The sequence below is a fragment of the Microcystis sp. LE18-22.4A genome, from assembly GCF_027531105.1.
GTDB classification, from domain to species: Bacteria; Cyanobacteriota; Cyanobacteriia; order Cyanobacteriales; family Microcystaceae; genus Microcystis; species Microcystis aeruginosa.
On the sequence record NZ_JAPZRB010000151.1, the window covers coordinates 1 to 23,286 of the forward strand.

The window sequence follows — 23,286 nt, forward strand, 5'->3', positions numbered from 1 at the left end:
AGAAAAACTTGATTAATAATGTACAGGATTAATTCTACTACAAAATTGGAAGGAGGAGGCAACCATCGACCCCTACCTCCTACACTCCGAGAATGATTATTATTCTTGAGCATGAATAGTTTATTTTTTGGAAGTCCCTTAGTCCTTTAATTTCTGTAGTTAGTCGCTCATCTAAGGCTTTAATGTCCCCTCTGATCTCCGATTGTCCTATTTCTACTTTGGTTAACCGTTCATCGATTTTGTCGAATTTTTGATTGACATCTCTTTGTAGGGAGTCTATTTTCCCCTCGATCCTTGTCAGAACAGCTTCTAGGGAATAAGTAACGGTTTCGTTAGCCATTTTCTGTCTCCTATATTTTCTTTAATTGCGATCGCTCGCGAGATTGGGGATACCTAGATAGGGTTGGCTGAATAATGGTAAAACCCTTTTAAAATAAGGCTTTTGACCTGTTAAAATCCGATGTTCATGCTGCGAAAATCCGATTGGGACTCTCAAAAACCTTGCATTATCCCTCTCGTAGTACATAAATTGGTACAAAAAAGAGGGCAACAAAGCCTGAAACGACCAGCTACTGACTCCTGACTCCTGACTCCTGACTCCTAACCCCACCAACAAACTTTTTCAGCAAACCCTAGGTAAGAATCAGAGCAGCACAAGGCTGACATTTAGGGGCTGGGCGCGATAGGATGAAAAAGTGCTAGATAAAAACTCCTCTCCCTTAGAGTCCTTAGTTGCGGGTCACTGGTTCAAGCTCATCTGTGGAGCCAGTTACCAAGATTTGCCCACGATTCGCAACCTCGCTTTGACCTATACTATCGCCGGGGCCGATTGTATTGATGTGGCCGCCGACCGGGCCGTGATTGTTGCGGCCAAAGAAGGCATCGAAACCGCCGCAAAAATCGCTGGATTATCTCCCAATCGACGACCTTGGTTGATGGTCAGTCTCAATGACGGGGAAGATCCCCACTTTCGTAAAGCTGTCTTTAACCCGCAACTCTGTCCGGTCGATTGTCCCCGTCCCTGCGAAAAAATCTGTCCCGCTTATGCTATTGATGGGGGAGGAGTGATTGAACAGCGCTGTTATGGTTGCGGTCGCTGCTTACCCGTTTGTCCCCGGCAAATAATCGAGACAAGATCCCGTGTCTGTCAACCCCAAGAAATTATCCCCTTAATTATCGAAATGGGAGTCGATGCGATCGAAATTCATACCCAAGTCGGTCATGGAGAGGAATTTGCTCGACTCTGGCCAGCGATCGCACCTGTCAGTAAAAACCTAAAAATCCTGGCCATAAGTTGCCAAGATCATGAATATATCATTGATTACCTCCACTATCTGCGAGAAACTATTTCACCCCTAAGCTGTCCTCTGATTTGGCAGACTGACGGCCGACCGATGAGCGGCGATATCGGCAAAGGAACCACCCACCCGGCCATTAACATGGCCAAAAAAGTCCTCTGTGCCAATCTAGCCGGATTTGTGCAGTTAGCTGGGGGAACCAATGACCATACCGTGACCAAATTACAGCAACTGGGACTGAGAGAAAAAATCGCTGGTATTGCATCTGGAAGTTACGCCCGTTCATTGATTTTGCCAATTTTAGAGCATTTAGACCAGCCTAACCTTGAAAATGACCCCCAAGCCCACCAAGAAGCCGTTAAAGCCGCTTCTATTCTCGTTGCTCAATTGAAAGCCTAGCCTTGGTCAAAAAACTATAATATTTTTTTAATTGACAACTAACCCCTAAATGTGTTAGACCCCAAGAAAATCTTGGCAATAAAAACAGCCAATTATCGCCAAAACCTTTTACTATTAATGCCAGAAACCCTACCCTCCTCTCGGATGCCAGTTACCGACGATTTAAACAAACTCTTGGCAATTCTACCCGCGCGGATTCGCACCAAAATCGAGGAACACCCGCGGCAGCATCAACTGATCGAAGTGGTTATGGATTTGGGACGCATACCAGAAGCGCGTTTTCCCGATGGGGCGATCGATCTGGGGGACGAACCGATCTCAAAAGAAGAAATCCAGTATTCGATCGCCCGGGTGGGCAGTTTTAGCGGCGATAATCGCGCCGGGATTGAACGCACCCTGCACCGCATCAGTGCCATTCGCAATCGAGACGGGGAAATTATCGGTTTAACCTGTCGTATCGGTCGGGCCGTTTTCGGTACGATCACCCTGATTAACGACCTAGTGGAAACGGGTAAATCCCTGCTGCTGCTCGGTCGTCCGGGGGTAGGGAAAACCACCGCTCTCCGGGAAATAGCCCGAGTTTTAGCCGACGACCTCAATAAACGGGTAGTGATTATCGACACCTCCAACGAAATCGCCGGGGATGGAGATATTCCCCATCCGGCCATCGGTCGCGCTCGTCGGATGCAGGTGGCCCGTCCGGAATTGCAGCATCAAGTCATGATCGAAGCGGTGGAAAACCATATGCCAGAGGTGATCGTGATCGATGAGATCGGTACGGAATTAGAAGCTCTGGCCGCTCGCACGATCGCCGAACGCGGGGTGCAGTTAGTGGGAACCGCCCACGGCAATCAACTGGAAAATTTAATTAAAAATCCGACTTTATCGGATTTAGTCGGGGGAATTCAGGCAGTAACTCTCGGAGACGAAGAAGCGCGCCGCCGGGGTTCCCAAAAAACCGTTTTAGAACGCAAAGCACCGCCCACCTTTGACATTGCCATCGAAATGTTGGAACGTCAGCGCTGGGTCATCCACGAAGACGTATCCACCACTATCGACCAACTGCTGCGGGGACGGGAAGCAATTGCCCAAATCCGTTGGGTAGATGAGGAGGGAAAAGTACAGGTCACTCAGGAAGAACCAAAACCGGAAAAGTTGACCCCTTTGCGCGGCAATTATCTGCCGGAAATGGATAAACCCAAGGGATGGCGGGCCGATGGCCGGATGACTCCCGTGGCCCGTTTCGGTGCAGGCGGACTCAACCAGGAAAACGATTTCGATCGCCTCCTCGAACAATCCTGGCTGCAGGAAGAACCGGAAACGGAAAAAATCCGCATCCCCGGTCCCAATGGCGAAGATTGGCCGGTTTATGTCTATCCCTACGGAGTCAGTCGCGCCCCGATCGAACAGGTAGTACAGGCCCTAGATTTGCCGATCGTTTTGACCAAAAATTTACAGGAGGCCGACGCAGTGCTGGCCCTGCGTTCCCACGTTAAAAATCAGTCAAAATTGCGGCAAATTGCCAAAGTAAGACAAATTCCCATCCACGGCATCAAATCCAATACCCTGCCCCAAATTTCTCGCGGTTTAAAGCGGATTTTGGGCATTGATGACCCGATGAATCAGGAAGGTGCGGATATGCGTTTATTTGCCCGCAGCGGTAGCGATGACGAGATCGAAGCTTTGGAGGAGGCCCGGTTAGCGGTGGAACAAATCGTTATCCCTACCGGCCAACCGGTGGAGTTACTGCCGCGATCGGCGAAAGTGCGGAAAATGCAACACGAATTAGTGGAACATTACCGTCTCCAATCCGATAGCTTCGGAGAGGAACCGAATCGCCGTATTCGCATCTATCCAGCTTAGGAGTCGGGAATTTGAAGCGACGCACGCTAATTATTATGGGTACGGGGGCGGCGATCGGTGCGGTGGCCGTCCGGATTGTCCATCGTCCCCAATCGGCGGCGGAATTGCGGGCTAAAATGCCCCTAGCTGCAAGAATTAAGCTCTGTCTCGATCTGGCTAAGATTAAACTAGATACCACGATCGACTATCTCGATAGTTATGCCCGTCGGGGAATTCTCTATCCCTATCTTACCCATCCAGAGCCATCGGGTTTTAATTTCTTCAATTGGCTACGGAGGAGGAATAGTCCCACCCCCGGCACTTGGAAGTTAGAAAAGGCTGATTTTTGGGCAGCCGGAGCTTTTGCTGCTTTATTATGGAAAATTGCTGACTTAGAATCAAACCCTATGGATGCGGGATTTTGGGCAGCTGCCGCGAAAAAATGGAGCGATCCCTTAAAAGAAGCGAGTTTGAAGAACAAAGACATCGCTCTCAATAATGTGCTGGTGTTTGCTCCTTGGTTTGAGTCGGGACGGGGCCAGGAAAAACAGGCAGCTTTAGAGATAACTTTACAGTCCGCCAGACAACTAGCGCAACCTTTTCAGGATGGCAAAGGGAGTTATCACACCGATATCGGGACTTTTGGCTGGTTACGCAAGGCCGATCGCACCGATCAGCAAGAACATTGGCAGGTTTTTATCGACCATACGATCAATATAGAACAAATGCTCTGGGCAAGTCTCCACAATCCTGACCCCAAGGAGGCAAAAGATTGGCAAGAAAAGGCCCTTTCCCACATCCGCACCATTAGCCGCACCTTTGGGGCTAACCGTCGCCCGGGTAAAACGGGAACTTGGCAAAGAGGCTATTTTGATCAAAATGTCAACTCTCCTACCTATAGAAATTTCTTATTTAATGAGGGAAAACAGGGCTGGCGCGATGATAGCACTTGGTCCCGGGGTCAAGCTTGGTTTATTTATAGTGCCACGACGGCCTATATTTACACCGGCGATCCGGAAATGTTAACCATTGCCAAGGATGCCATTAATTAGGGTCTGCTGAATAAAGCTAAAAACCTTACAGGAAAGGGCTTTTAGCTTGATTGAGAGCTTCCCAAATGCACTTAAATCTGCTAGAATCGCTCAAAACCCCTGCATCTTCTCTCCTTAGTGCTAATGTACCGTAAAATCGAGTTACCCTCAACCCCACCGGAAAACTTCGAGCTGCCCTTTGAGGGGAAATTATCCCAAGACAATCGTTGGGTAATTATGACCAACTTAATTCCCTGGGAAAAATTTGAAGAAAAATACGCAAAAAGCTTTTCCGAAAACAAGGGGGCACCCGCCTTACCATTTAGGATAGCATTGGCAGCATTAATTATTCAAGAAAGATTAGGAATAAGCGACAGAGAAACCGTCGAACAAATTAGGGAAAACCCTTACCTACAATACTTTATTGGGCTAACAAACTATCAAATAGAAGCCCCATTTGATGCCTCAATGATGGTATATTTTCGGAAAAGAATTAAGTTAAATCTCCTCAACAAAATTAACCAAGAAATGGTGAAAAAAGGACGAGAAATTCTCGAAGACAAAGAATCTGATGCCAGAGCAGAAGAGCGAGGAGAAGAAAGTGAGCGGCCCAATTCAGGAAAATTAATATTAGATGCGACTTGTGCGCCTGCCGATATTAAGTATCCCACAGATTTAGACCTATTAAATCAAGCTCGTCAAGGAACGGAAAAAATCCTAGATTGTCTCTACAGGGAAGTCAAAGACAAGTTAACTAAGAAACCAAGAACTTCCCGAAAAATAGCGAGAAAAAACTATTTAAAAGTCGCTAAAAAACGTCGTCCCTCTCAAAAAGAAAGACGGAAAGCCATTGGTCAACAACTGGGATATATTCAAAGAAACTTAGGTTATATAGACCAACTAATTGAATTAGGAGCCTCCTTAACTTGTTTAAGTAAAAGACAATATAAAATGCTATTAGTCATTGAAGAAGTCTCTCGTCAACAACGGGAGATGTGGTCAGAGAAAAAAACAAGGGTTGACCAGAGAATTGTCAGTTTAAGTCAACCTCATGTACGTCCTATTGTGAGAGGCAAAGCCGGAAAACCGACGGAATTTGGGGCAAAGCTCTCGGTGTCTTGTGTGGATAATTATGTATTTTTACACCGTTTGTCTTGGGAAAACTTTAATGAATCTCAAGATTTGAAAGCGCAAGTAGAAAACTTTAAAGAGACTTATGGTTGTTAGCCAGCAATCCGTTCATGTCGATAAAATTTATCGAACCAGAGAAAACTTGGCATGGTGCAAGGAAAGAGGGATAAGATTAAGTGGATTACCCTTGGGAAGACCACCGAAGAATCGCAGCGCTGAACTAAAAAAACAAGCTGAAGAGGACGAGAGTTTTCGCAATGCAATAGAAGGGAAATTCGGACAAGCTAAGAGAAGATTTGGTTTAAATCTGTGCATGACAAAACTACCTGAAACTTCAGAAACGTCCATTGCTCTTACCTTTTTGGTTGTCAATCTTTCCCGACTGCTTCGGCAGTTTTTTGGGCTTTTTTTGTCTTTCTGGCTTTTTCGGCGAACAAATGAACTAAGATGCCGCCAACGCTTTAATAAAAATTATGTTAAAAGTTATTTTACTCAAGTAAAACTTATCATTTGAACGACAAATTATTGGCACTTAATAGCATAATTCTTTGAGCGACTTTTTCAGCAAGCCCTACTTAAGTGGCAAGTGCGGAGCTTTCTTTTCACTGATTACTGATTAAGCTAAGACGCATTTAAACCGCTTATTCTTAGATTAGCCCCCCTTGCCCCCCACCCCCCCGATGTTGGTAGTAGGGTTGATTCATGAATCAACCCTACCTTGAATCAACCCTAGGGGGGGTGGGGGGTTGCCCCTTGCCTTCAGAAGCTGATAACTGATTTAATCTAGAGTTTCACTGTATAAGCATCACGGATACCGGGGACTTTAGTAATTTCCGAGAGAAGACCTTCTGGTAAAGGATCATCGAGACTCAGGGCCATAACTGCGTCACCGCGAATAATTTTGCGTCCTACCTGCATACTGGCGATATTGACATTAAAACTGCCTAAAAGTGCGCCAATTTTGCCGATAATACCGGGCATATCCTGGTGAAGGGTGAATAGCATATGATTACTCGGTGGCACGTTAATTGGGAACTCATCGAGGTCAGTAATGCGGATTTCTCCGTTACTTAACAGCGCTCCGGTGACGGAATGGGTCCCCATGGAACCATTGGCTTCCAAATGAATCGATCCCGAATAGTCCCGGGTGGAAGCATCCCGGGTTTCGATTACCCGGATACCGCGTTCCTTAGCTTCGATCGCCGCATTAACATAGTTTACCCGTTCCCGGAGGGCTTGGGAAAGTAAACCCTTAATTGCCGCTACCACCAGAGGTTGACTGTCTTTAGTGGCCAATTCTCCCTGTAAACGGACATTTAACGAGTCACAGCGACCTCCTGCCAACTGACTGACAAGATTACCCATAGTTTCCGCTAATTGCAGGTAAGGGCGCAGTTTTTCCATAACATCGGGAGTTAGTCCGGGGATATTAACGGCCGAACGCGCTGGCAAACCGAGGAGGACATCGCGAATTTGTTCGGCCACATCAATAGCCACATTCACCTGTGCTTCCGTAGTCGATGCGCCTAGGTGGGGAGTGAGGATGACGTTAGATAATTCTCTTAATCTAGATTCGCCTAAAGGTTCCTGTTCAAATACATCCAAGGCTGCCCCGGCGATTCTACCGGATTCGAGGGCTTCAATTAAAGCCAACTCGTCGATAATGCCGCCGCGGGAACAGTTAATGATGCGGACCGTGGGTTTCATCTTAGCGATGGTTTCCCGACCGATGAGATGCTGGGTTTCGGGAGTTTTCGGGACGTGGAGAGTGATAAAATCGGACTCAGCAAAGAGTAATTCCAGATCTACCAAGGTGCAACCGAGTTGATCGGCGCGTTCTTTGGAAATAAAGGGATCGTAGGCGAGAATTTTCATGCCCAGAGATCTAGCAACGGCGGCGACGTGGGAACCAATTTTACCTAAACCGACGACTCCTAGGTTCTTTTTATAAACTTCTGTGCCGATAAAGCGATTTCTTTCCCATTTATTCGCTTTTACCGACTGATTGGCATCGGGAATATGACGGGAGAGGGATAACATCATGGCCAAGGCGTGTTCGGCAGCGGCGATCGTGTTACCTTCGGGAGAGTTAACGACAATAATACCCTGACGAGTGGCTGCGGGAACATCGATATTATCGACTCCTACCCCCGCGCGGCCGATAATTTGCAGTTTGCTGCCCGCTTCGACGATTTCTTTGGTGACGCGGGTACTGGAACGGAGCATCAGTGCGTCGTATTCGGGGATAATTTGAATGATTTCCTCAGCGGATAGTCCTGTTTTCACGTCCACTTGGGCAACCTGTGACAGAATTTCTACTCCTACCGGATCGATCGAATCGGATACCAGAACTTTGGCCATAATCTTTATAACGTGCTTTTTTCAGTCTACGGGCAAATGCTAGACCAATATTGGTATCTAGCCGCAATAGCCCATTTTAGAAGCAAAGGGTGCAGTCTATGGCAAAATTAGCGAAAAGATTTTAGGTTGTCATTCTTAATTGTCGTCCATGGTGTTGATGTCAGTCTCTTGCCGTTGTCACTGAGATATGGCTAATTTAATCACGGTGGCGATCAAGTTTTCTGCTTCTTTTTCTAGGGCCTTTTCTAGGGCTGCCATTGCTTCTGTTTGAAAATTTCTAAGTAGCTGGTTATAATTAAATTAAGAATAGATTTTAGGTTCGATCCCCCCTGCCCCCCTTGATAAGGGGGGTGCCGATCCTTCCTTGATAAGGGGGGTTTCTGATAATTTTTAACGCCTACCTACTTATGCTGTTCACATAGTAGAGAAAAAGCCAAAAACCTCCGTTAAGTATAACGGAGGCTGGTTAATTAATTAACAATTTTCGGCTACAATTTCGCCCCACATTCAGGACAGAATTTATTATTCCAACTGTTAACCGCGCCACAACTGGGACAATTGTGCATTTCACAACCCCCGGTGACAATTTTCGGTAAACCAATCATACGGGCATTACTTTGGCCGGGGGCGACCATGGGATAACAATTTTCGTCCTTAGTCACGATCGCATTGACCAAAACCGGACCATCATGGGCCAACATTTCGGCAATTTTTGCGGCTAATTCATCTCGATGGCGAATAGTAATCCCTTTAATGCCGTAAGCTTGGGCTAACAGTTCCACATTTGGCATTCCCGCTTCCATATTGGAATTAGAATAACGTTCCCCATAGAAAGCTTCTTGCCATTGACGTACCATACCCTGCCAACCATTATTAATAATAATCGTCTTGGCATGGATATTAAATTGGGTTAGGGTGGCCAATTCCTGTAGATTCATTTGGAAACTGGAATCACCACTAATACAGATGACCTCCTCATCGGGAATAGCCACCTTTACCCCCATCGCAGCAGGTAAACCGAAACCCATCGTCCCCAATCCCGCGCTAGAAATCCAACGTCGGGGTCCATTTTTGAGGAATTGGGCCGCCCACATCTGATGCTGGCCCACATCGGTGGTATAGTAGGCGTGGGGTGCTTGACGACCCACCTCAACGATTACTTCTTGGGGGGAAAGTCTGCCTTCTGGTCGAGGTACTTGCAGGGGATAATCTTGTCGCCAGCGCTCGATCTGGGCTAACCAAGCTTGGGTGCGATCGGAATTAGTGGGATAATCAAATTCTCTGGCTTTTTGGAGTATTTGTTCTAAAACTACCCGCACATCCCCGACAATCGGCACGTCAGGGGCGCGATTTTTGCCCACTTCCGCCGGGTCAATATCCACATGGATTACCTTAGCTTTTGAGGCGAATTCGTCCAATTTCCCCGTTACTCGGTCATCAAAACGAGCGCCGACGGCAATTAATAAATCACACCCGGTCACGGCAAAATTAGCGTAGGCAGTGCCGTGCATTCCTAACATTCCCACCGAGAGGGGATGATGTTCATCAAAAGCACCAATCCCCATTAACGTGGTGGTAACGGGTAACTGAAAACGCTCGGCAAACTCGGCAATTTGGGCGTGGGCATTAGCTGCGATCGCACCTCCGCCAACGTACAGTAAAGGTTTTTCGGCGGTTTCCAAGAGGTGCAAAGCGGCCTCGATTTGACGGCGATTACCCTTAACCGTGGGACGATAACCGGTTAGTTTCACATCTCCCGGTTCGACGGGGATATAATCGCATAGTTCTAAACCGACATCTTTGGGAATATCGACTAAAACCGGTCCTGGTCGTCCTGTACTGGCGATATGGAAGGCTTCAGCGACGATTCTCGCTACTTCCCGGGCGTTTCTAGCCACATAGGAATGTTTAACAATCGGGAGAGTAATGCCATAAATATCGGTTTCTTGGAAAGCATCGGAACCGATGGCCGCCCGACTCACCTGACCGGTGATAATTACCATCGGGATGGAGTCCATGTGTGCGTTAGCGATGCCTGTCACCAAATTGGTCGCCCCGGGGCCGGAAGTACCGAAACAGACTCCCACTTTGCCGGTGGCCCTAGCGTAGGCATCGGCGGCATGGGCGGCCGCTTGTTCGTGGCGCACTAAAATATGTTGTAATTCTCCCCGCTCTTCAAAGCGGTAGAGTTCGTCATAGATGGGCAGGATCGCACCTCCGGGATAACCGAAGATGTGCTTAACACCATGACGTTTGAGACTGTCCATCAAGGCATAAGCACCAGAACAACGCTGGGGAACCGTTGTTAAAGAGTCATTGGGCTTGGGAAGTGATGAAACCACAGGGCAAACCGTCCAATTTCTAACTAGAGGGATAATTGCAATTCTGTTGCCTAGGATGCAACTTGAAAAATAGCAAAATTGATAACCTTATACTTTTAGTGTATTCCATCTCACCTTTTTGGCCGCAGTTTTTTTTCTTTTTGCATCTTACCCATGCAATATCTGGGGAAGTGGGAAGTGGGGTGATGGGGAAGTGGGGTGATGGGGAAGTGGGGAAGTGGGGTGTGGGGTGTGGGGTGTGGGGTGTGGGGTGTGGGGTGATGGGGAAGTGGGGAAGTGGGGAAGTGGGGAAGTGGGGAAGTGGGGAAGTGGGGATAAGATGATAAATATTGGTGATTTTACCTGATCTTGACTGAGCCTGGGAGTTTTATGAATAGTCTTTTGATTGCGGCTACGGATACCGATGCGGGTAAAACCGTTGTCACCACTGCTTTAGTGGCTTATTGGCAAAAATACTATCCCTCCAAGGCCCTGGGGCTGATGAAATTAATGCAAACGGGTCAAGGCGATCGAGAATGGTATGAGGGCTTATTTCAGGGTCAATTAGAAATGATCACACCGCTGCAATATCAAGCACCCTTAGCACCTCCTGTGGCTGCTGATTTGGAAGGTCGAGATATTCCTTTGGGGACAGTGTGGCAAGCTCTGCTGAACCTACAAAAAAGCCAAGATTTGGTTTTAATTGAGGGTTTGGGGGGTTTAGGTTGTCCTGTCACTCACGAGCTAACTTTGGCGGATTTAGCGGCTCAATGGCGGTTAAAAACCCTTTTAGTGGTGCCGGTGAAATTGGGGGCGATTTCCCAAACGGTGGCTAATATTGCCCTAGCAGAGCAGAAAAAGGTCAATTTGGGCGGAATTATCCTTAATTGTCTCGAACCGCGCACGGAGACGGAAATAGAGCAGTTAACACCGATCGATTTAATTCAATCCTTGACTAATTGTCCGGTTTTAGGTGTTTTTCCCTTTATCGAAGATCGTCGGGATTTGGATAAATTGGCCTCGGTGGTAGCTAGTTGGCCAGAAATTAAGCTGCCCGCGCATTTAAATTGCTTGTTGACATGAGGCAAAAGGCACAAGGCAAAGCGGATTCCCAGCATCTTTCAATTTGACAACACCCATTGTAGGGCTAATTCATGAATTAGCCCTACAGGACATCGGGGGGGTAAGGGTAGGGTTGATTCATAGTAGGGTTAATTCATAGTAGGGTTAATTCATAGTAGGGTTAATTCATAGTAGGGTTGATTCATAGTAGGGTTAATTCATAGTAGGGTTAATTCATAGTAGGGTTAATTCATAGTAGGGTTAATTCATAGTAGGGTTAATTCATAGTAGGGTTGATTCATTGTAGGGTTGATTCATTGTAGGGTTGATTCATGAATCAACCCTACACGACATCGGGGGGGTAGGAGAATAAATTAGGGTAAGTCCAGATATTCTTGTTCTGTTAGGGCAAATTCTGGATCAATGATTTTTACTTCATTATAGGTGAGTTGATAGAGTTTGTAAACTAAGTGATCAATCTGCTTTTCTAATTCGCTTGTGTCAGCGTTAGGATCGTCTTTTTTAGCAGTGAGAATTTTGTCAACTAATAACTTAATTTTTATTTGATATTTGTGATCTACAATTTTAATAGGAATCGGCGAAATAAATTGTTTATTCGCCTCGAAAAAACCATTGTCTTTTGGCTTGCCAACTAATTTAAAATAAAAATTTGCAACTTTAGAGTTTAAAATACCCAATAAATATTTTATATCTACTTCATCTTCATTGATAGGTTTAATTCCATTAACTCGAACGTTATTTAAGAAAAAATCTCCTTTTTCATCAAGAAAACATTGTAAATCAGAGACAGTTTGAGCAACTCCTATTTTAGAGTAATGTTGCTTATCAATATTTTGGTTCCTTCCAAATTGATACCAATAATCATCATTATTAAATTTATTGTTTTCTCGACTTCTCAAAATAGCTTCATTATCTTTTAAATATCTAAAAGCTTTTGGATAATTATTTCTCAACAAGTTAATGTCAAACAAAGCAAAATTACCACTCGCTTCATAAGGATGAAGCAAATATTTATTTGTATTTGGAATTTTATACCGTTTAGCATCTGTTCCTGAAATTAGTGGTTTCATAATAGCGTCTTCAATTTCAACTTCTTTATCTAGTATTTTTGAAAAATATATTCCTTGCGAAATTTTTTGTAAATGATAAATATTGTCTGCACTTGTTTGAATACCAACAAAAATTTGCGCTATTTCACCTAAAGGTTTTGAATTTAACTCAAGCTTTTCTTTGATTAACAAAATATGTTCTTTTCCCAAACTCCAATTATTTTCATTTAAGCTAGAAAAATAAATTTCCGAAAATCCTTCAGTCTCAAAGTTATCAGCTTCTGTTTTTAAATATCTAAAAAAAGGTCTAGGTCTTTTACTAAATTGTTGACAAGCAGTATAAATAGTTGCATCAATAAAAACTTGGGTAGAGCCAAAATCTAAAAATCTTAATAAATAATGAGATTTAATCATTAAGCTTCTTAGGGGTTTTCCGTACTCGTTATAAATCCAAAGAGAAGGCATTATAAAATCAACTATACCGTGCGAATTTAACAAGCTTAATGATTTTTCAACGAAAGGAAGATAAATATCAAAGTTACCTTTTTTTGCTGTTTGATAATTTTTAGAATAATAATCACAAACCAAAGAATTAGATTTTTTTAAATCTTGTATTGAAATATAGGGAGGATTCCCAATCACCACATCAAACCCAACAAAATCCCCGTCATCATTCAACACTTCAGGAAACTCAAACCGCCATTCCAAAGCATTATTATACAGCTTACCGCTTTCAATATCTGCAATTTCAGCAGTTAGCTTATCAATCTCATTATTTAACTTAGTTACTTTTTTCTCCCGCGCTTTTTGCTCCGTCTTAGTCTGCTCAAACAATAAACCCTGATTTTCCAGATTATAAAGCTCCCCTTGTAATTGACGTAACTTCACCTTCTTAGGATCACTAATTAATAAATTAGCACTAAACCCAGCCTTAATCTTAGCAATCAGCGTTTCCATCTGCCGCTTTTGTTCCTTATTTTCCGCATTGCGATAAGTCTGTACCGCATTGCGATATTCCTCAATACTAAACTTCTGCTTCTGTAAAACCTGTTTAACATCCACATCCAAAGCAAAGCGACTAATCAAAGAATTACCACACTTGATATTAATATCAATATTTGGCAAAGTTTCTAAATTGCCATCCTCTCGATAATAAGCATTTTTTAAAAGCTCAATCCATAACCGCAACTGACAAATAGTCACGGAATTAGGGTTAATATCCACCCCAAATAAACACCCCTCGATAATCGTCTGTTTCTCATGAAATAAGGCTTGCTGTACCCGTTGCTTTTCTTTATTATTCGGATGATAAGCAAATAAATTCCCCTCATCATCGTAAACCAATAACTTATCGTTTCGCACCTCTACCCGATAATCTTTTAAGGACTTACCCGAACTATCTAATAAAACCCGTAACTCACTCTTAATCGCGATTATCTCATTCAAAGCTGAAACCAAAAAATGTCCTGAACCCACGGCCGGATCGCAAATCTTCAGGCTATTAATAATAACATTTGCCTCTCTTTTATCCTCAATTCGTTCATATAAATCATCTAAACTTTGACAATTCCAGCCTTTTACTTCATTAAACTTCTGCACGATCGCTCTTCCTATCGTTTCCCGACACATATACATGGTAATAAAACTCGGCGTATAAAAAGAACCGTCCTTATAACCATTAATCTTTTCAAAAATTAACCCCAACACCGAAGCATTAATTAACTTTTCGCTATCTTCTTGAGGATTTTCTAACTCATCTCGATCAAACTTATAAGCATCCAAAAACTCAAACAAATAAGCCAACGCATTTAACTCGCCTACTCGCTTATTACCCTGATTATCTTTTAGCACCGTCGCTGTAAAAATGGGTAAAGTTCGCTCCCGCAAATTGCCAATGACAATCGTTTGCTGTTCCGTCTCCGTTGGTTCAAATAGCGAACTATTTAAATAAGGTACATGAGCAAAAGTCGTTTTAACCTTAGCCTCGCGCTTATTTGTCTCCTTGGCTAACACATCAAAAAACAAACTATCGAGATCATCATAACTGGGAACTTTCGCCAAATTGAGAAAGGCAAAATCTCGATCGCCTTGATGATATTTAATTAACTGCGCTTCCAATAATTTGAGAAACAAAACCCGATTAATCCAATTAATTGATAACCGCAACGCCACATTATACAGCCGTTCCTCATCCGTAGTTCCAAACTCTTCAGTTAATTTTGAAGTCTTATCTAGACTATCCAACCGACTAATCGCATTTTCAATCAGGGAACCATCACAGCGATCGCCTTCTTTCATTCGTCCGATTAACTTCTTCCCTTTATCCTTAATTTCCGTCAAACCAATAATATACAAAAGCTCATTATAAAAAGGCTTATTTAAAGTATTACTGTCATTAACAAAAGGTAACTTAAGTAAATGTTCTGGCGAAAGAATCTTGTAAATATCAAGCAAATCTAAATTTTCCAGACCTCGCAGATCAAAATGGGTAAATTTAATTTGCTCAATAACTTTAGTGATCGCTGGTTCGGCAATTTGTTGATAGAAAAAATCCGTTTTCGTACTACTCAGTCTCCCGGCTTCAAAATCGCAAAACTGGTTAACTAGAGCCTTATTAGCAAAAAACAACTCCTCAAAAATCTTCGCATCGAAAATAAACCACTCATAAATATTTGTCACGATCAAGTGTTTAATCTCAAGATTTTTATCCGTCACCCTTTCGCGGAGAAAATATAAAACTAACTGCTGAAAAGCCTTAGTATTGAGATGATCCAGTCTTGGCATTTCTGCATTTATTGTCCGAGTAGGCTTCTTCGTCTCAAAAATGACCCCCACTGGACTTTTAACATCCTGGTTATTATGAATCACCAGATCAATGCGCTCTTTTGTATTGATAAAATAGCGATCAGCATAATAGGTATTTTTTAAAAAATCTATCAGCAAATTTTTATTAAACTCTTCCGACTTTTTGCTGTCACATTGGTCCAACAAGCGCACCAAATTAGCTCGAAAAACCTGAATTGTTTCAGCATCAGGCTTGATTTTTAAGTACACCCGATTTAAGGCTTGCTTGAGTTCTCGCTTATTGACAATCATAAAAGTTTACCTCTAGGGAAACTACCGACTAATTTTATTATAAGTAGGGAGGCACAATTATTTGTAGGATGGGTTAGCGGTAGGACTTAATTAGTCGTCGCCGGCAACTTGTCGAGATGCGGACTGCCGAAAAGAACCGACGGGAACGCGCTCGCGGTAAAGCTTTGGCCGATATCGAAGCCGATCTTGAGTATCTCGATAACTGCCTTGAAAAACTCAATCAAGAAATTGAGGAATTGACCCAAGCTAACCAACAATGGCCCGAGAAAGTCAAGTAATTTCTACTACTCTCGTCTCCGACTTACCAGAACTCGGTCAATTAACCGCCAAACAAATCTCTCGCTTAGTTCCTAGAGATTCACACTTTTTGTTATCTCTAATCAAGGGTTGCGCTTGCTTTGGTTTAACCTGAGCAGCTTAGCTTTTGCTGCGCTTTTTTCCGGCTTGAGATTTTGAGTTTTACGGCAACTGCTTGAGTTTTTTTGAATTACCCCTTGACCATCAAGACAGTCGCTACACTATACTCGTTGTCAAACAGCCAAGTTATGGTTCACAATTGTGCCATTTTATGGGTAAATTCACAAACTGTCACAACCGTTAGTGAAACTTGATCAATCTTTTTCTAACATAAAAGAAAGAGAAATAAAAATGGGGGGATTGAGATGTTTTTAAGCTATCTAGGATTTATCGGATTTTGTGTGATTTTTGGAGCCTTAGTCTTACTAGCTTTTGGAATTTTACAATGGTTGCACATCCCGTCAGGAAATTTAATCGATTGGTTGATTGGGATCGCCAGTTTTTGGTGGTTGTTAGTGATTGTGACTGTTCCTTGGAACATTTATTTTGATGCCCAGGAAGTCATCGCAGAAGCAGCAATTTCTCAAGAAAAAAATATTCCCGTAGATCGGAAACAAGTTGATTATGTTAAGACAGTAGCGCGTTGGTCAATTCGGCTCGCAATCGCCTTACATTTGCTGTCAGGAATTGGACTTTATACCTTAGCAGCAACGGGAATTAGTGCAGTAGGATATGTGAGTTCCGGTGCAACTTTATTATTGACAGCTTTACGTCCGGCGATTCGGGCTTATCAATATTTAGCCGTGCGTTTGTCAATGATTCGAGAACAGATTAAGTATCCCAGAGAGGATGTAGTAGAGTTGCGCGTTTGCGTCTCTAATTTAGAGGCTAATGTGGCAATAATTAGGGAAAAACTCGATACAGAAGCAAATATACAGCAACAAGAAGTCAAAATAACTCGCCAAGAATTAGCCCGTCTGAAAGCCTTACTAGAAAAATTAGAAGCTAAAAATCAGGTTGAACATGAAACCTTATCTCAGGAAGCACAAAATGCGATCGCACAACTGACAGAAGACAGTCAATTTCTCAATCATGTACGAGAGATTATTCGCTTTTTCAAGACAGCTTAGATGAGATTAATTTCTTAAGAGATCTAACCAAGGCTGAAACCCTTACTGTTCCCTGTTCCCTTGTCTCCACAGTTAACTTTAACTTTACCTTTAAGTGGTCGGACAAAAGTAAAGTTAACCGTGGGAGTCAGGAGTCAGGAGTCAGCAAGAATTGCCAGAATTACATTTCTTAAGACAGACGAGAGAATTTATGTCCGACTACTTATCTGATTACTTATGTCCTTTCAAGAGAAGCGAATCATCCCCATAGAAATCGTCAATCCCAACTCGCCAGCCGAACTTTTACTAGCTCTCAATCAATGGCTAGAATTAGAGTTGATTGCCGACAAAAGACTAGAATTAGCAATAAATGCGAGAGAAAATTCAGTTCAAGAAACCCTCGCTCTGACAATAACCACCAGCGTCCCTTTATCTAACTTTTTAGAAGGTTTGGGGCAATGGCAGGAGCGAGGCTGGCTGACTGCTTCTCAAATCCGGGTTGTTATAAGAGTGAGAGCTTCCCATCCCTCTCTACTACAAGGTTTAGAACAATGGCTCCAATTAGGATTACTTGGGGAATCTCAAGTCAAGCAACTGTGTCGGGAAAACCTCTCCTGTGTCATGCCTATACTGACAACTGCCCCTACCAGAGAGCCGCTGCCAGACCCCATCTCCTCCCAGCCGCCTCCCCCACCCGCGCTACCTTCTCGACGGCCAGAAGCTCCCCGTAGAATCCCGCCACAGCCGCCAACATCTCCTCGACGGCAGGAAACTCCCAGCCAGTTTGGACAAATGTTACAGTCTCTGATGGCAGAATTGAGCGTCCTCTGGCTGCTGCTGTTGGGAGTCTTCATGGTGGTCATCTCCTCTGGTGTCCTCGCCGCCAACTTTTGGGAAAAATTCTCAAGCGCCGGACAGTATGGGGTTTTGTGGCTTTATACTTTAGCTTTTTGGGGAGCCAGTTTTTGGAGTAGCCAACAGCCGGGCCTGCGCCTGACCAGTCAAGCTTTGCGCCTGGTTACCCTGTTGCTAGTACCGATGAATTTTCTGGCCATGGATAGCTTGGGCTTGTGGCGCAACCCTCTAGACTGGTTGATTGTGGTAGTGGCTGCCCTTTCCCTTACCGCCGTAACAGTTCAACTATTCCGGGGGAGGTACGGGGGAACTGGCCCGGCAGGATTTTCTCAAAGTCTGCCGAATCACTTGGGATTGAGCTATCTGCATTGGGGATGGGCAATTGGGGGTTTTCCCTTGCTGGCAACTTACTTGGGCGTGGTGGGAACAACTTTGATCTCCCTTTCCCGTGTTCCTGAAGGAGCCGGACAAGAAGCAGCATCAAGGAGAGAAAGATTAGCCCCTTTTAGCTTAAATGAGGCAATTGTCGTCTATGGGCTGGTTATCCTGCTGGTGCGGGCAATTTTTATCGCTCAGGTAGAGATTAGCCAATTGGGGCTGGCTGTGGGGATTTGCGGCTGGTTAGCCAGTTGGCAGACCAGACAATCTGTTTCCTTGTGGCAGCGTATCGGCGGTAGCTTGCTGCTGCTAGGTTGGTTACTGTCGGTGGGTGAAACACCTTGGCAAGCCCTAGCAGTGAGTGGTTTATCACTCCTGTTTTTTGCCCGACGCATCGGTTACTCCTGGCGGAAGTTCGACTTGGCAGCAGCCTTGCTGATTGGGTTGCAGGGGTTGTGGCTGGCTTGGCGCTTACTTCCAGACACTTTCAGGCAAGGGGCAATCACCTTGGGGACTGGTTTAACTGGCGCTGAAGCTACCCCTTGGGCGTTACTAAGCTTAGTTCTCTTTCCTTACCTAGTCTTGATCCTATTCCTGACAGATTGGTTCTCCCAATTGGGCAAGCGGGAATTAGCCTCTTTTACCGGCTCGATAGCCTTGTTCTGGGGAACAACCTTGACCTTTTGCTCCTTAGTCAATCCTGCCTTGAGGACGCTCAACTTGGCAGCTTCAACCCTGGCGTTAGTAATTTTCAGCCAACGGCAAGTCAAACTAGCTTCCCTTCAAGAGATTTCCCGCCGTTTTCTCTCCCTGGCCTATCTCACTCACCTAGCTGGCTTGCTCACCCTAATTTTGGCGATTGACTGGGGATGGCCAAGGCTGAGTTGGGCAGTTTGGGGCGTGATTTTAATCATGCTGGCGGTGCTGGAATTGGCATTCAGCGTGAAACAGCCCTTTCCTCCTACTTCCTTGCTCCATCTCCTACACCACACAACTTGGAAGCTGGGACTAATCTTGGCAGGGCTATCCTATGGCTTGTTTGTCCTCAATCAGGTGGCAGTTTTCGCCCAGTTGACCTCTGTGTTGGAGCGCCCGCTTATGGGGCTAGAGTGGGGCTTAGTCTGGGGTTTGGCTCCCCTGGCCCTGACTGGGGTGGGAACTTGGAATCTGGCTCGGCGGGAAGTTGCCAGTTGGTTGAGTATAGACGCTTTAGCCCTGTGGCAGTGGCTTATCTTAACAGCCCGACCCCCGCAAGGGTTGGAACCAGGAATTGCCTCAATTAGCTTAGGGATAGCTACAGGATTGATGTTCGTCAATAGCCGTAACTTAGAGCAGGTAGCAGCAGCAGCGATTACCGTAGGTTTTGGCTTGAGTTGGCTGGCACTGTCTTTGTGGGATGGCAGTTTTGGTTGGGCATTGCGGCAAGAAGCAAGCTGGCTGTTGGCAGGGGTAATTACTGCGACAAGCTTGTGGATTCTCCGCCAATGCTTAAGGGCATTACCGAATAATTTGGCGAGAATTTATGCCCAGGTTAGCGATGGTTGGGCAACTTGCCTCTCGCTCCTGATGTTATTGGCGCTTTCTGGTAATGTCCTTAATGCTCCAGACGGTAGAGAAGCGATCGCCACTTGGCTGCTGATGGGGGCGACAGCTTATCGCAGTTGGCAACCCTCGCGCCAACCTAACCTAGTCATTTGGTTGAGCATCTCAGTCCTGCTAGTTGCCCAAATTCCCACCTGGGTAGGGGAAGAAACTCGTCTCGTCACCCTAGCGATCGCCACTGGTTTGATGTTCTTTCAGACTCATCGCCTACAAAAATTAGCAGCGGCTGCCATCACGGTCGGCTTGTCCTTGGGCTTGAGCGTTGCCTTACTAGAGAGATTGCCTCTCCCTGGATTAGATTGGCTGTTGGCGGGGGCAATCGCCCTTATCCCCCTCTCCCTCTGGCTGTTGCGCTATTGGTTGAGCCAGCGTACTTCTGCACTTGCTCTCCTCTATGCCCGCGCCTGCGATGGCTGGGCAATTGCCCTCTGTAGTCTGGAGTTAGTCGCCCTGACTCTCCATTCTCTAGCCGTTTACTCGGATTGGATGGCTGCCTCGAGCCTTCCTGTCCTAGCGGCTGCCCTGACTTTAGGGGCGATCGCCTATCGAAGCTACCTCGAGCCGAGTAACTGGGGCATCTACGGGGTAGGCTGGAGCTTGGAACTGTTCACCATCGAAGTTCTCAACCTAACTAAGCAGTCTTTAATTGCCCTAGCGATCGCCAATATTCTCTTGGGATTGCTTACCCAACTGTTGGGAGATTGGTGGCACAGAGATCACAGGCGGGAAATGCTCAATAGCTGGAATATCCTACCCTTGCTCTATGGGGCCTTAGGAGCGGCTCTGCGTTGGGGATTTTTCAGTAGTTGGACTGGCTTGAGTTCTCTGGGACTGGTACTGATTGCCATCGGGGTTGGGCGGCGCTCCCCGGCAGGGAAGCCCTTGTTGTACCTGGGAATTGGCGGGATCTCCATCTCAGCCTACGAGCTATTGTTTTATCAAATTGCCGACCTGTCCCAAGGCGATCAATTTTTGGCAATGGCAGCCCTGGCCGCCAACTTGGTTTACGGCTATCGGTTGCTCTCTCCCTGGTTGGCTGGCTACTTGTATCTGACAGGTTCAGAATTGAAGTTGGTTGCCCACCTGCACTGGGCTTTGGGCAGTTGCCTGTTACTAGGGGCTTTATTCTATCCCGTTGCAGTCAATCAACTGTTGGGATTGGCAACCGGTATCTTTTTGACTCGTTATGCTATCTGGCAAGGGCGCAACCATCCTGACCAGGCGATCGCTGAAATCTGGGTCTATCTGGGTATTCTAGAAGCCACTGGGATTGGGGCCTATGCTGCCAATACTATTCCTCCGATGGAATTCTTCTCTCAATACCTAGTTTCTTGGTTGGGAGTAATCGCCTCTGGGGTGGCTGTTTTCACCTATCTGCTCCCTTGGCGGCTTTGGGGCTGGCCGCCTCGTCCTTGGCAATTCCTCGCTCTTGTTCTTCCAGGACTCGCCCTTGGGGGCAGTTTAGACAAGCTCAATCCCCTAAGTTTGCTGGTGGTGGCTGGATTCTATGCTTGGCTGGCTTGGCTGCGGCAGCAACCCCGGTGGCGCTATCTTACCCTCTTGTTAGTGAATTGGGCGATCGCCCTTGGGCTGGCGGATTTCTCTCTGGCAACTCCCTTCGCCTACAGCAGTCTTGTCGGATTGTCTATCCTCTGTCTTGTCTGGATAGAACCTACCTGTCAGGGGAGGCAAGGCAAATCCTTGCGCCACCTGCTTCGCCTCTTGGGAACAGGCATTATTGCTAGTGCGGCTCTCTGGTTTCATCATCAGACGGGAATCCTGCCTGGCATCCTCAGTTTAGTGGCAATTTTTGCCGGATTAGCCTTACGAATTCGCGCCTTCCTCTATCTTGGCACTTTTACTTTTGTGGCTAATGCTTTCTATCAGTTGGTAATTTTGATTTCCCTTTATCCTCTGCTTAAATGGATTATCGGATTGCTGGTGGGGGTTAGCTTGCTCTCAATTGCTGGCAATTTTGAAACTCGCCGTACTCAATTAACTAGCTTGCTGCAAAATTGGCTCAGAGACTTACAGGAGTGGGATTGACATACTCCCACCGTCACAGCCTAACTTGACGGGGGGAGTATGTCACTGTTGTAATGCTTTTAAGAAGCGTCCCATAGTGGCAAATAAACCGGACTTTTTGGCTTTATTAGCAGGATTAGAACTATCATTAGGAGTATTACTAGAAGCTTTCAGAATCAGATTTTCTAAAGCTTCGCCCATGGGTTTAGTGGATTGTTCGGAAATTAACTCGTAACCGTCTTCTTTTTCGAGCCAAACTTGCCACAAAGAAGGATAGGAACGATACACAATCGCTGATTCCAAGGGACGAAAATAATAACAACTTTCTAGGGTACTTAAAAATCTTTCTCGCAATTGTCGGGCTGCGTAACCGATACCCACTACCGATACATCTTCCAATTGGGGAATCAGAAGAACCACGGGGCGATCTTCGGCCAGGTTACAGAGTTTTTCTACGGAATTAATCTCAACCGAGGAGGGACAAACAACTAAAAACGCTTCATCTTCGGGCTTAATTTTGTTTTCGATGGGAATAAAACGACTACCTAAATCTCCCAGTTGAAAAACTGTTTCTCCCCAATCCCGTCGGGCTAACATGGCAGCCCCGGTATCGGGAAAAATTACCCTTAAACCAGAACCATAACTGTCAAAAATAGATGTAAAATCAAGGGCTAAAGCTTGCGCTTGTAGAGCAATTTCTGGGATAACTAATTCCACTTGTATGCGTCTGTCTCCCGATTCTAGAGCCAGTTGAGTGGCGGCTTTCGCTTGCAGGATCGTTTCTTCTAGGGAATTGGGTAGGGTCATTTCAGTTATCAGTTATCAGTTATCAGTTATCAGTTATCAGTGACTACCTCTGGTCGTCGGGGGCTTAAAATCAGAAAGATTTTAATTTTTATAAAAGGTAGGGTTGATTCATAGTAGGGTTGATTCATAGTAGGGTTGATTCATAGTAGGGTTGATTCATAGTAGGGTTGATTCATAGTAGGGTTGATTCATGAATCAACCCTACCCTTAATAGATGAAGTGTGAGAAGACTTGGCATCATCCCCAGCATTAAGATAAATCCTATAAAATACTTTTAGTTTTTAAGAAGAAAGTCGGTAATCGGGGAAAAGGTGAGGAGAGAAAGCTTAGGAAAGCTGATAGGAGCCGTGACGTTGGGCATAATAATCGAGAATTGCCGTCACCAGAGGGCGATCGCTTTCCTGAAAAGTCTCGGTATAGTTAATTTCTAGACTACCGATCTGACTTTGATGATAATCGAATTGTTGGAACTGCTGGGGAGTGAGATGGGTTTCCACACCCTGAACCTGTTCTAAATGGCTGGCTATCTCCCGATAGATAGCCAAGGGCATTCGCGGATAAATAATGGTTTGTTTTTGTTGAATAGCAATCGATCGCACGGG

The 23,286-nt window shown here is 45.2% G+C and carries 12 protein-coding genes and 2 pseudogenes; 8 read left to right on the forward strand and 6 right to left on the reverse strand.

The genetic code is table 11. From position 1 onward, the window contains the following. Window positions 1-79: 79 nt before the first annotated feature. Window positions 80-340 (reverse strand): DUF4164 domain-containing protein, encoded by a 261-nt coding sequence (locus O9295_RS06855; RefSeq protein ID WP_353851846.1) that lies wholly within the window; start codon window positions 338-340, stop codon window positions 80-82. A gap of 355 nt (window positions 341-695) precedes the next feature. Between O9295_RS06855 and ldpA the strand changes: the two genes are divergently transcribed. The 4 genes and pseudogenes from ldpA to O9295_RS06875 all read left to right on the forward strand — a co-directional run bounded on the left by ldpA (window position 696) and on the right by O9295_RS06875 (window position 6,215). Continuing rightward, entirely contained in the window at window positions 696-1,697 is a 1,002-nt protein-coding gene (ldpA, locus tag O9295_RS06860) for a circadian clock protein LdpA (RefSeq protein WP_147071191.1), read from the forward strand. A gap of 117 nt (window positions 1,698-1,814) precedes the next feature. After that, window positions 1,815-3,560, forward strand: a complete 1,746-nt coding sequence (locus O9295_RS06865) for a R3H domain-containing nucleic acid-binding protein (protein ID WP_502846493.1) — start codon at window positions 1,815-1,817, stop codon at window positions 3,558-3,560. Between the two features lie 11 nt (window positions 3,561-3,571). Then, a pseudogene (locus O9295_RS06870) lies at window positions 3,572-4,588 on the forward strand (hypothetical protein); the annotation flags it as partial. 126 nt (window positions 4,589-4,714) lie between these two features. After that, window positions 4,715-6,215, forward strand: a protein-coding gene (locus O9295_RS06875; RefSeq protein ID WP_502846492.1) for an IS5 family transposase whose coding sequence is annotated in 2 segments (ribosomal slippage) — window positions 4,715-5,791 and window positions 5,793-6,215 — 1,500 coding nt in all. Because the reading frame shifts where the segments join, the coding sequence is not laid out codon by codon here. A 269-nt stretch (window positions 6,216-6,484) separates the two neighbouring features. Here O9295_RS06875 and serA read toward each other — a convergent pair. Continuing rightward, a complete protein-coding gene (serA, locus tag O9295_RS06880; RefSeq protein ID WP_287658469.1) occupies window positions 6,485-8,062 on the reverse strand; it encodes a phosphoglycerate dehydrogenase in 1,578 nt (525 codons plus the stop codon). Between the two features lie 488 nt (window positions 8,063-8,550). Next, window positions 8,551-10,404 (reverse strand): biosynthetic-type acetolactate synthase large subunit, encoded by a 1,854-nt coding sequence (ilvB, locus tag O9295_RS06885; RefSeq protein ID WP_288032460.1) that lies wholly within the window; start codon window positions 10,402-10,404, stop codon window positions 8,551-8,553. A 369-nt stretch (window positions 10,405-10,773) separates the two neighbouring features. Between ilvB and bioD the strand changes: the two genes are divergently transcribed. After that, on the forward strand, window positions 10,774-11,466 hold the full coding sequence (bioD, locus tag O9295_RS06890; RefSeq protein WP_061432288.1) for a dethiobiotin synthase: 693 nt from the start codon (window positions 10,774-10,776) through the stop codon (window positions 11,464-11,466). 353 nt (window positions 11,467-11,819) lie between these two features. Here bioD and O9295_RS06895 read toward each other — a convergent pair whose 3' ends face one another. After that, window positions 11,820-15,611 carry a DUF7149 domain-containing protein gene (locus tag O9295_RS06895; RefSeq protein ID WP_288032461.1) on the reverse strand — a complete coding sequence of 1,264 codons (3,792 nt, stop codon included), beginning with the start codon at window positions 15,609-15,611 and terminating at the stop codon, window positions 11,820-11,822. 83 nt (window positions 15,612-15,694) lie between these two features. Between O9295_RS06895 and O9295_RS27735 the strand changes: the two are divergent. The 3 genes and pseudogenes from O9295_RS27735 to O9295_RS06910 all read left to right on the forward strand — a co-directional run. Beyond that, window positions 15,695-15,960 (forward strand): annotated as a pseudogene (locus O9295_RS27735) (IS110 family transposase); the annotation flags it as partial. Between the two features lie 313 nt (window positions 15,961-16,273). Beyond that, window positions 16,274-17,038, forward strand: a complete 765-nt coding sequence (locus tag O9295_RS06905) for a hypothetical protein (RefSeq protein WP_012267507.1) — start codon at window positions 16,274-16,276, stop codon at window positions 17,036-17,038. A gap of 216 nt (window positions 17,039-17,254) precedes the next feature. Next, window positions 17,255-21,898: a hypothetical protein gene (locus O9295_RS06910; RefSeq protein ID WP_288032462.1), complete on the forward strand. Its 4,644-nt coding sequence runs from the start codon at window positions 17,255-17,257 to the stop codon at window positions 21,896-21,898. 42 nt (window positions 21,899-21,940) lie between these two features. On the opposite strand, the gene O9295_RS06915 is transcribed toward O9295_RS06910, so the two are convergent. Further along, a complete protein-coding gene (locus tag O9295_RS06915) occupies window positions 21,941-22,684 on the reverse strand; it encodes a DUF1995 family protein (protein ID WP_002795902.1) in 744 nt (247 codons plus the stop codon). A gap of 326 nt (window positions 22,685-23,010) precedes the next feature. Then, on the reverse strand, window positions 23,011-23,283 hold the full coding sequence (locus tag O9295_RS06920; protein ID WP_147070969.1) for a hypothetical protein: 273 nt from the start codon (window positions 23,281-23,283) through the stop codon (window positions 23,011-23,013). Window positions 23,284-23,286: the final 3 nt, after the last annotated feature.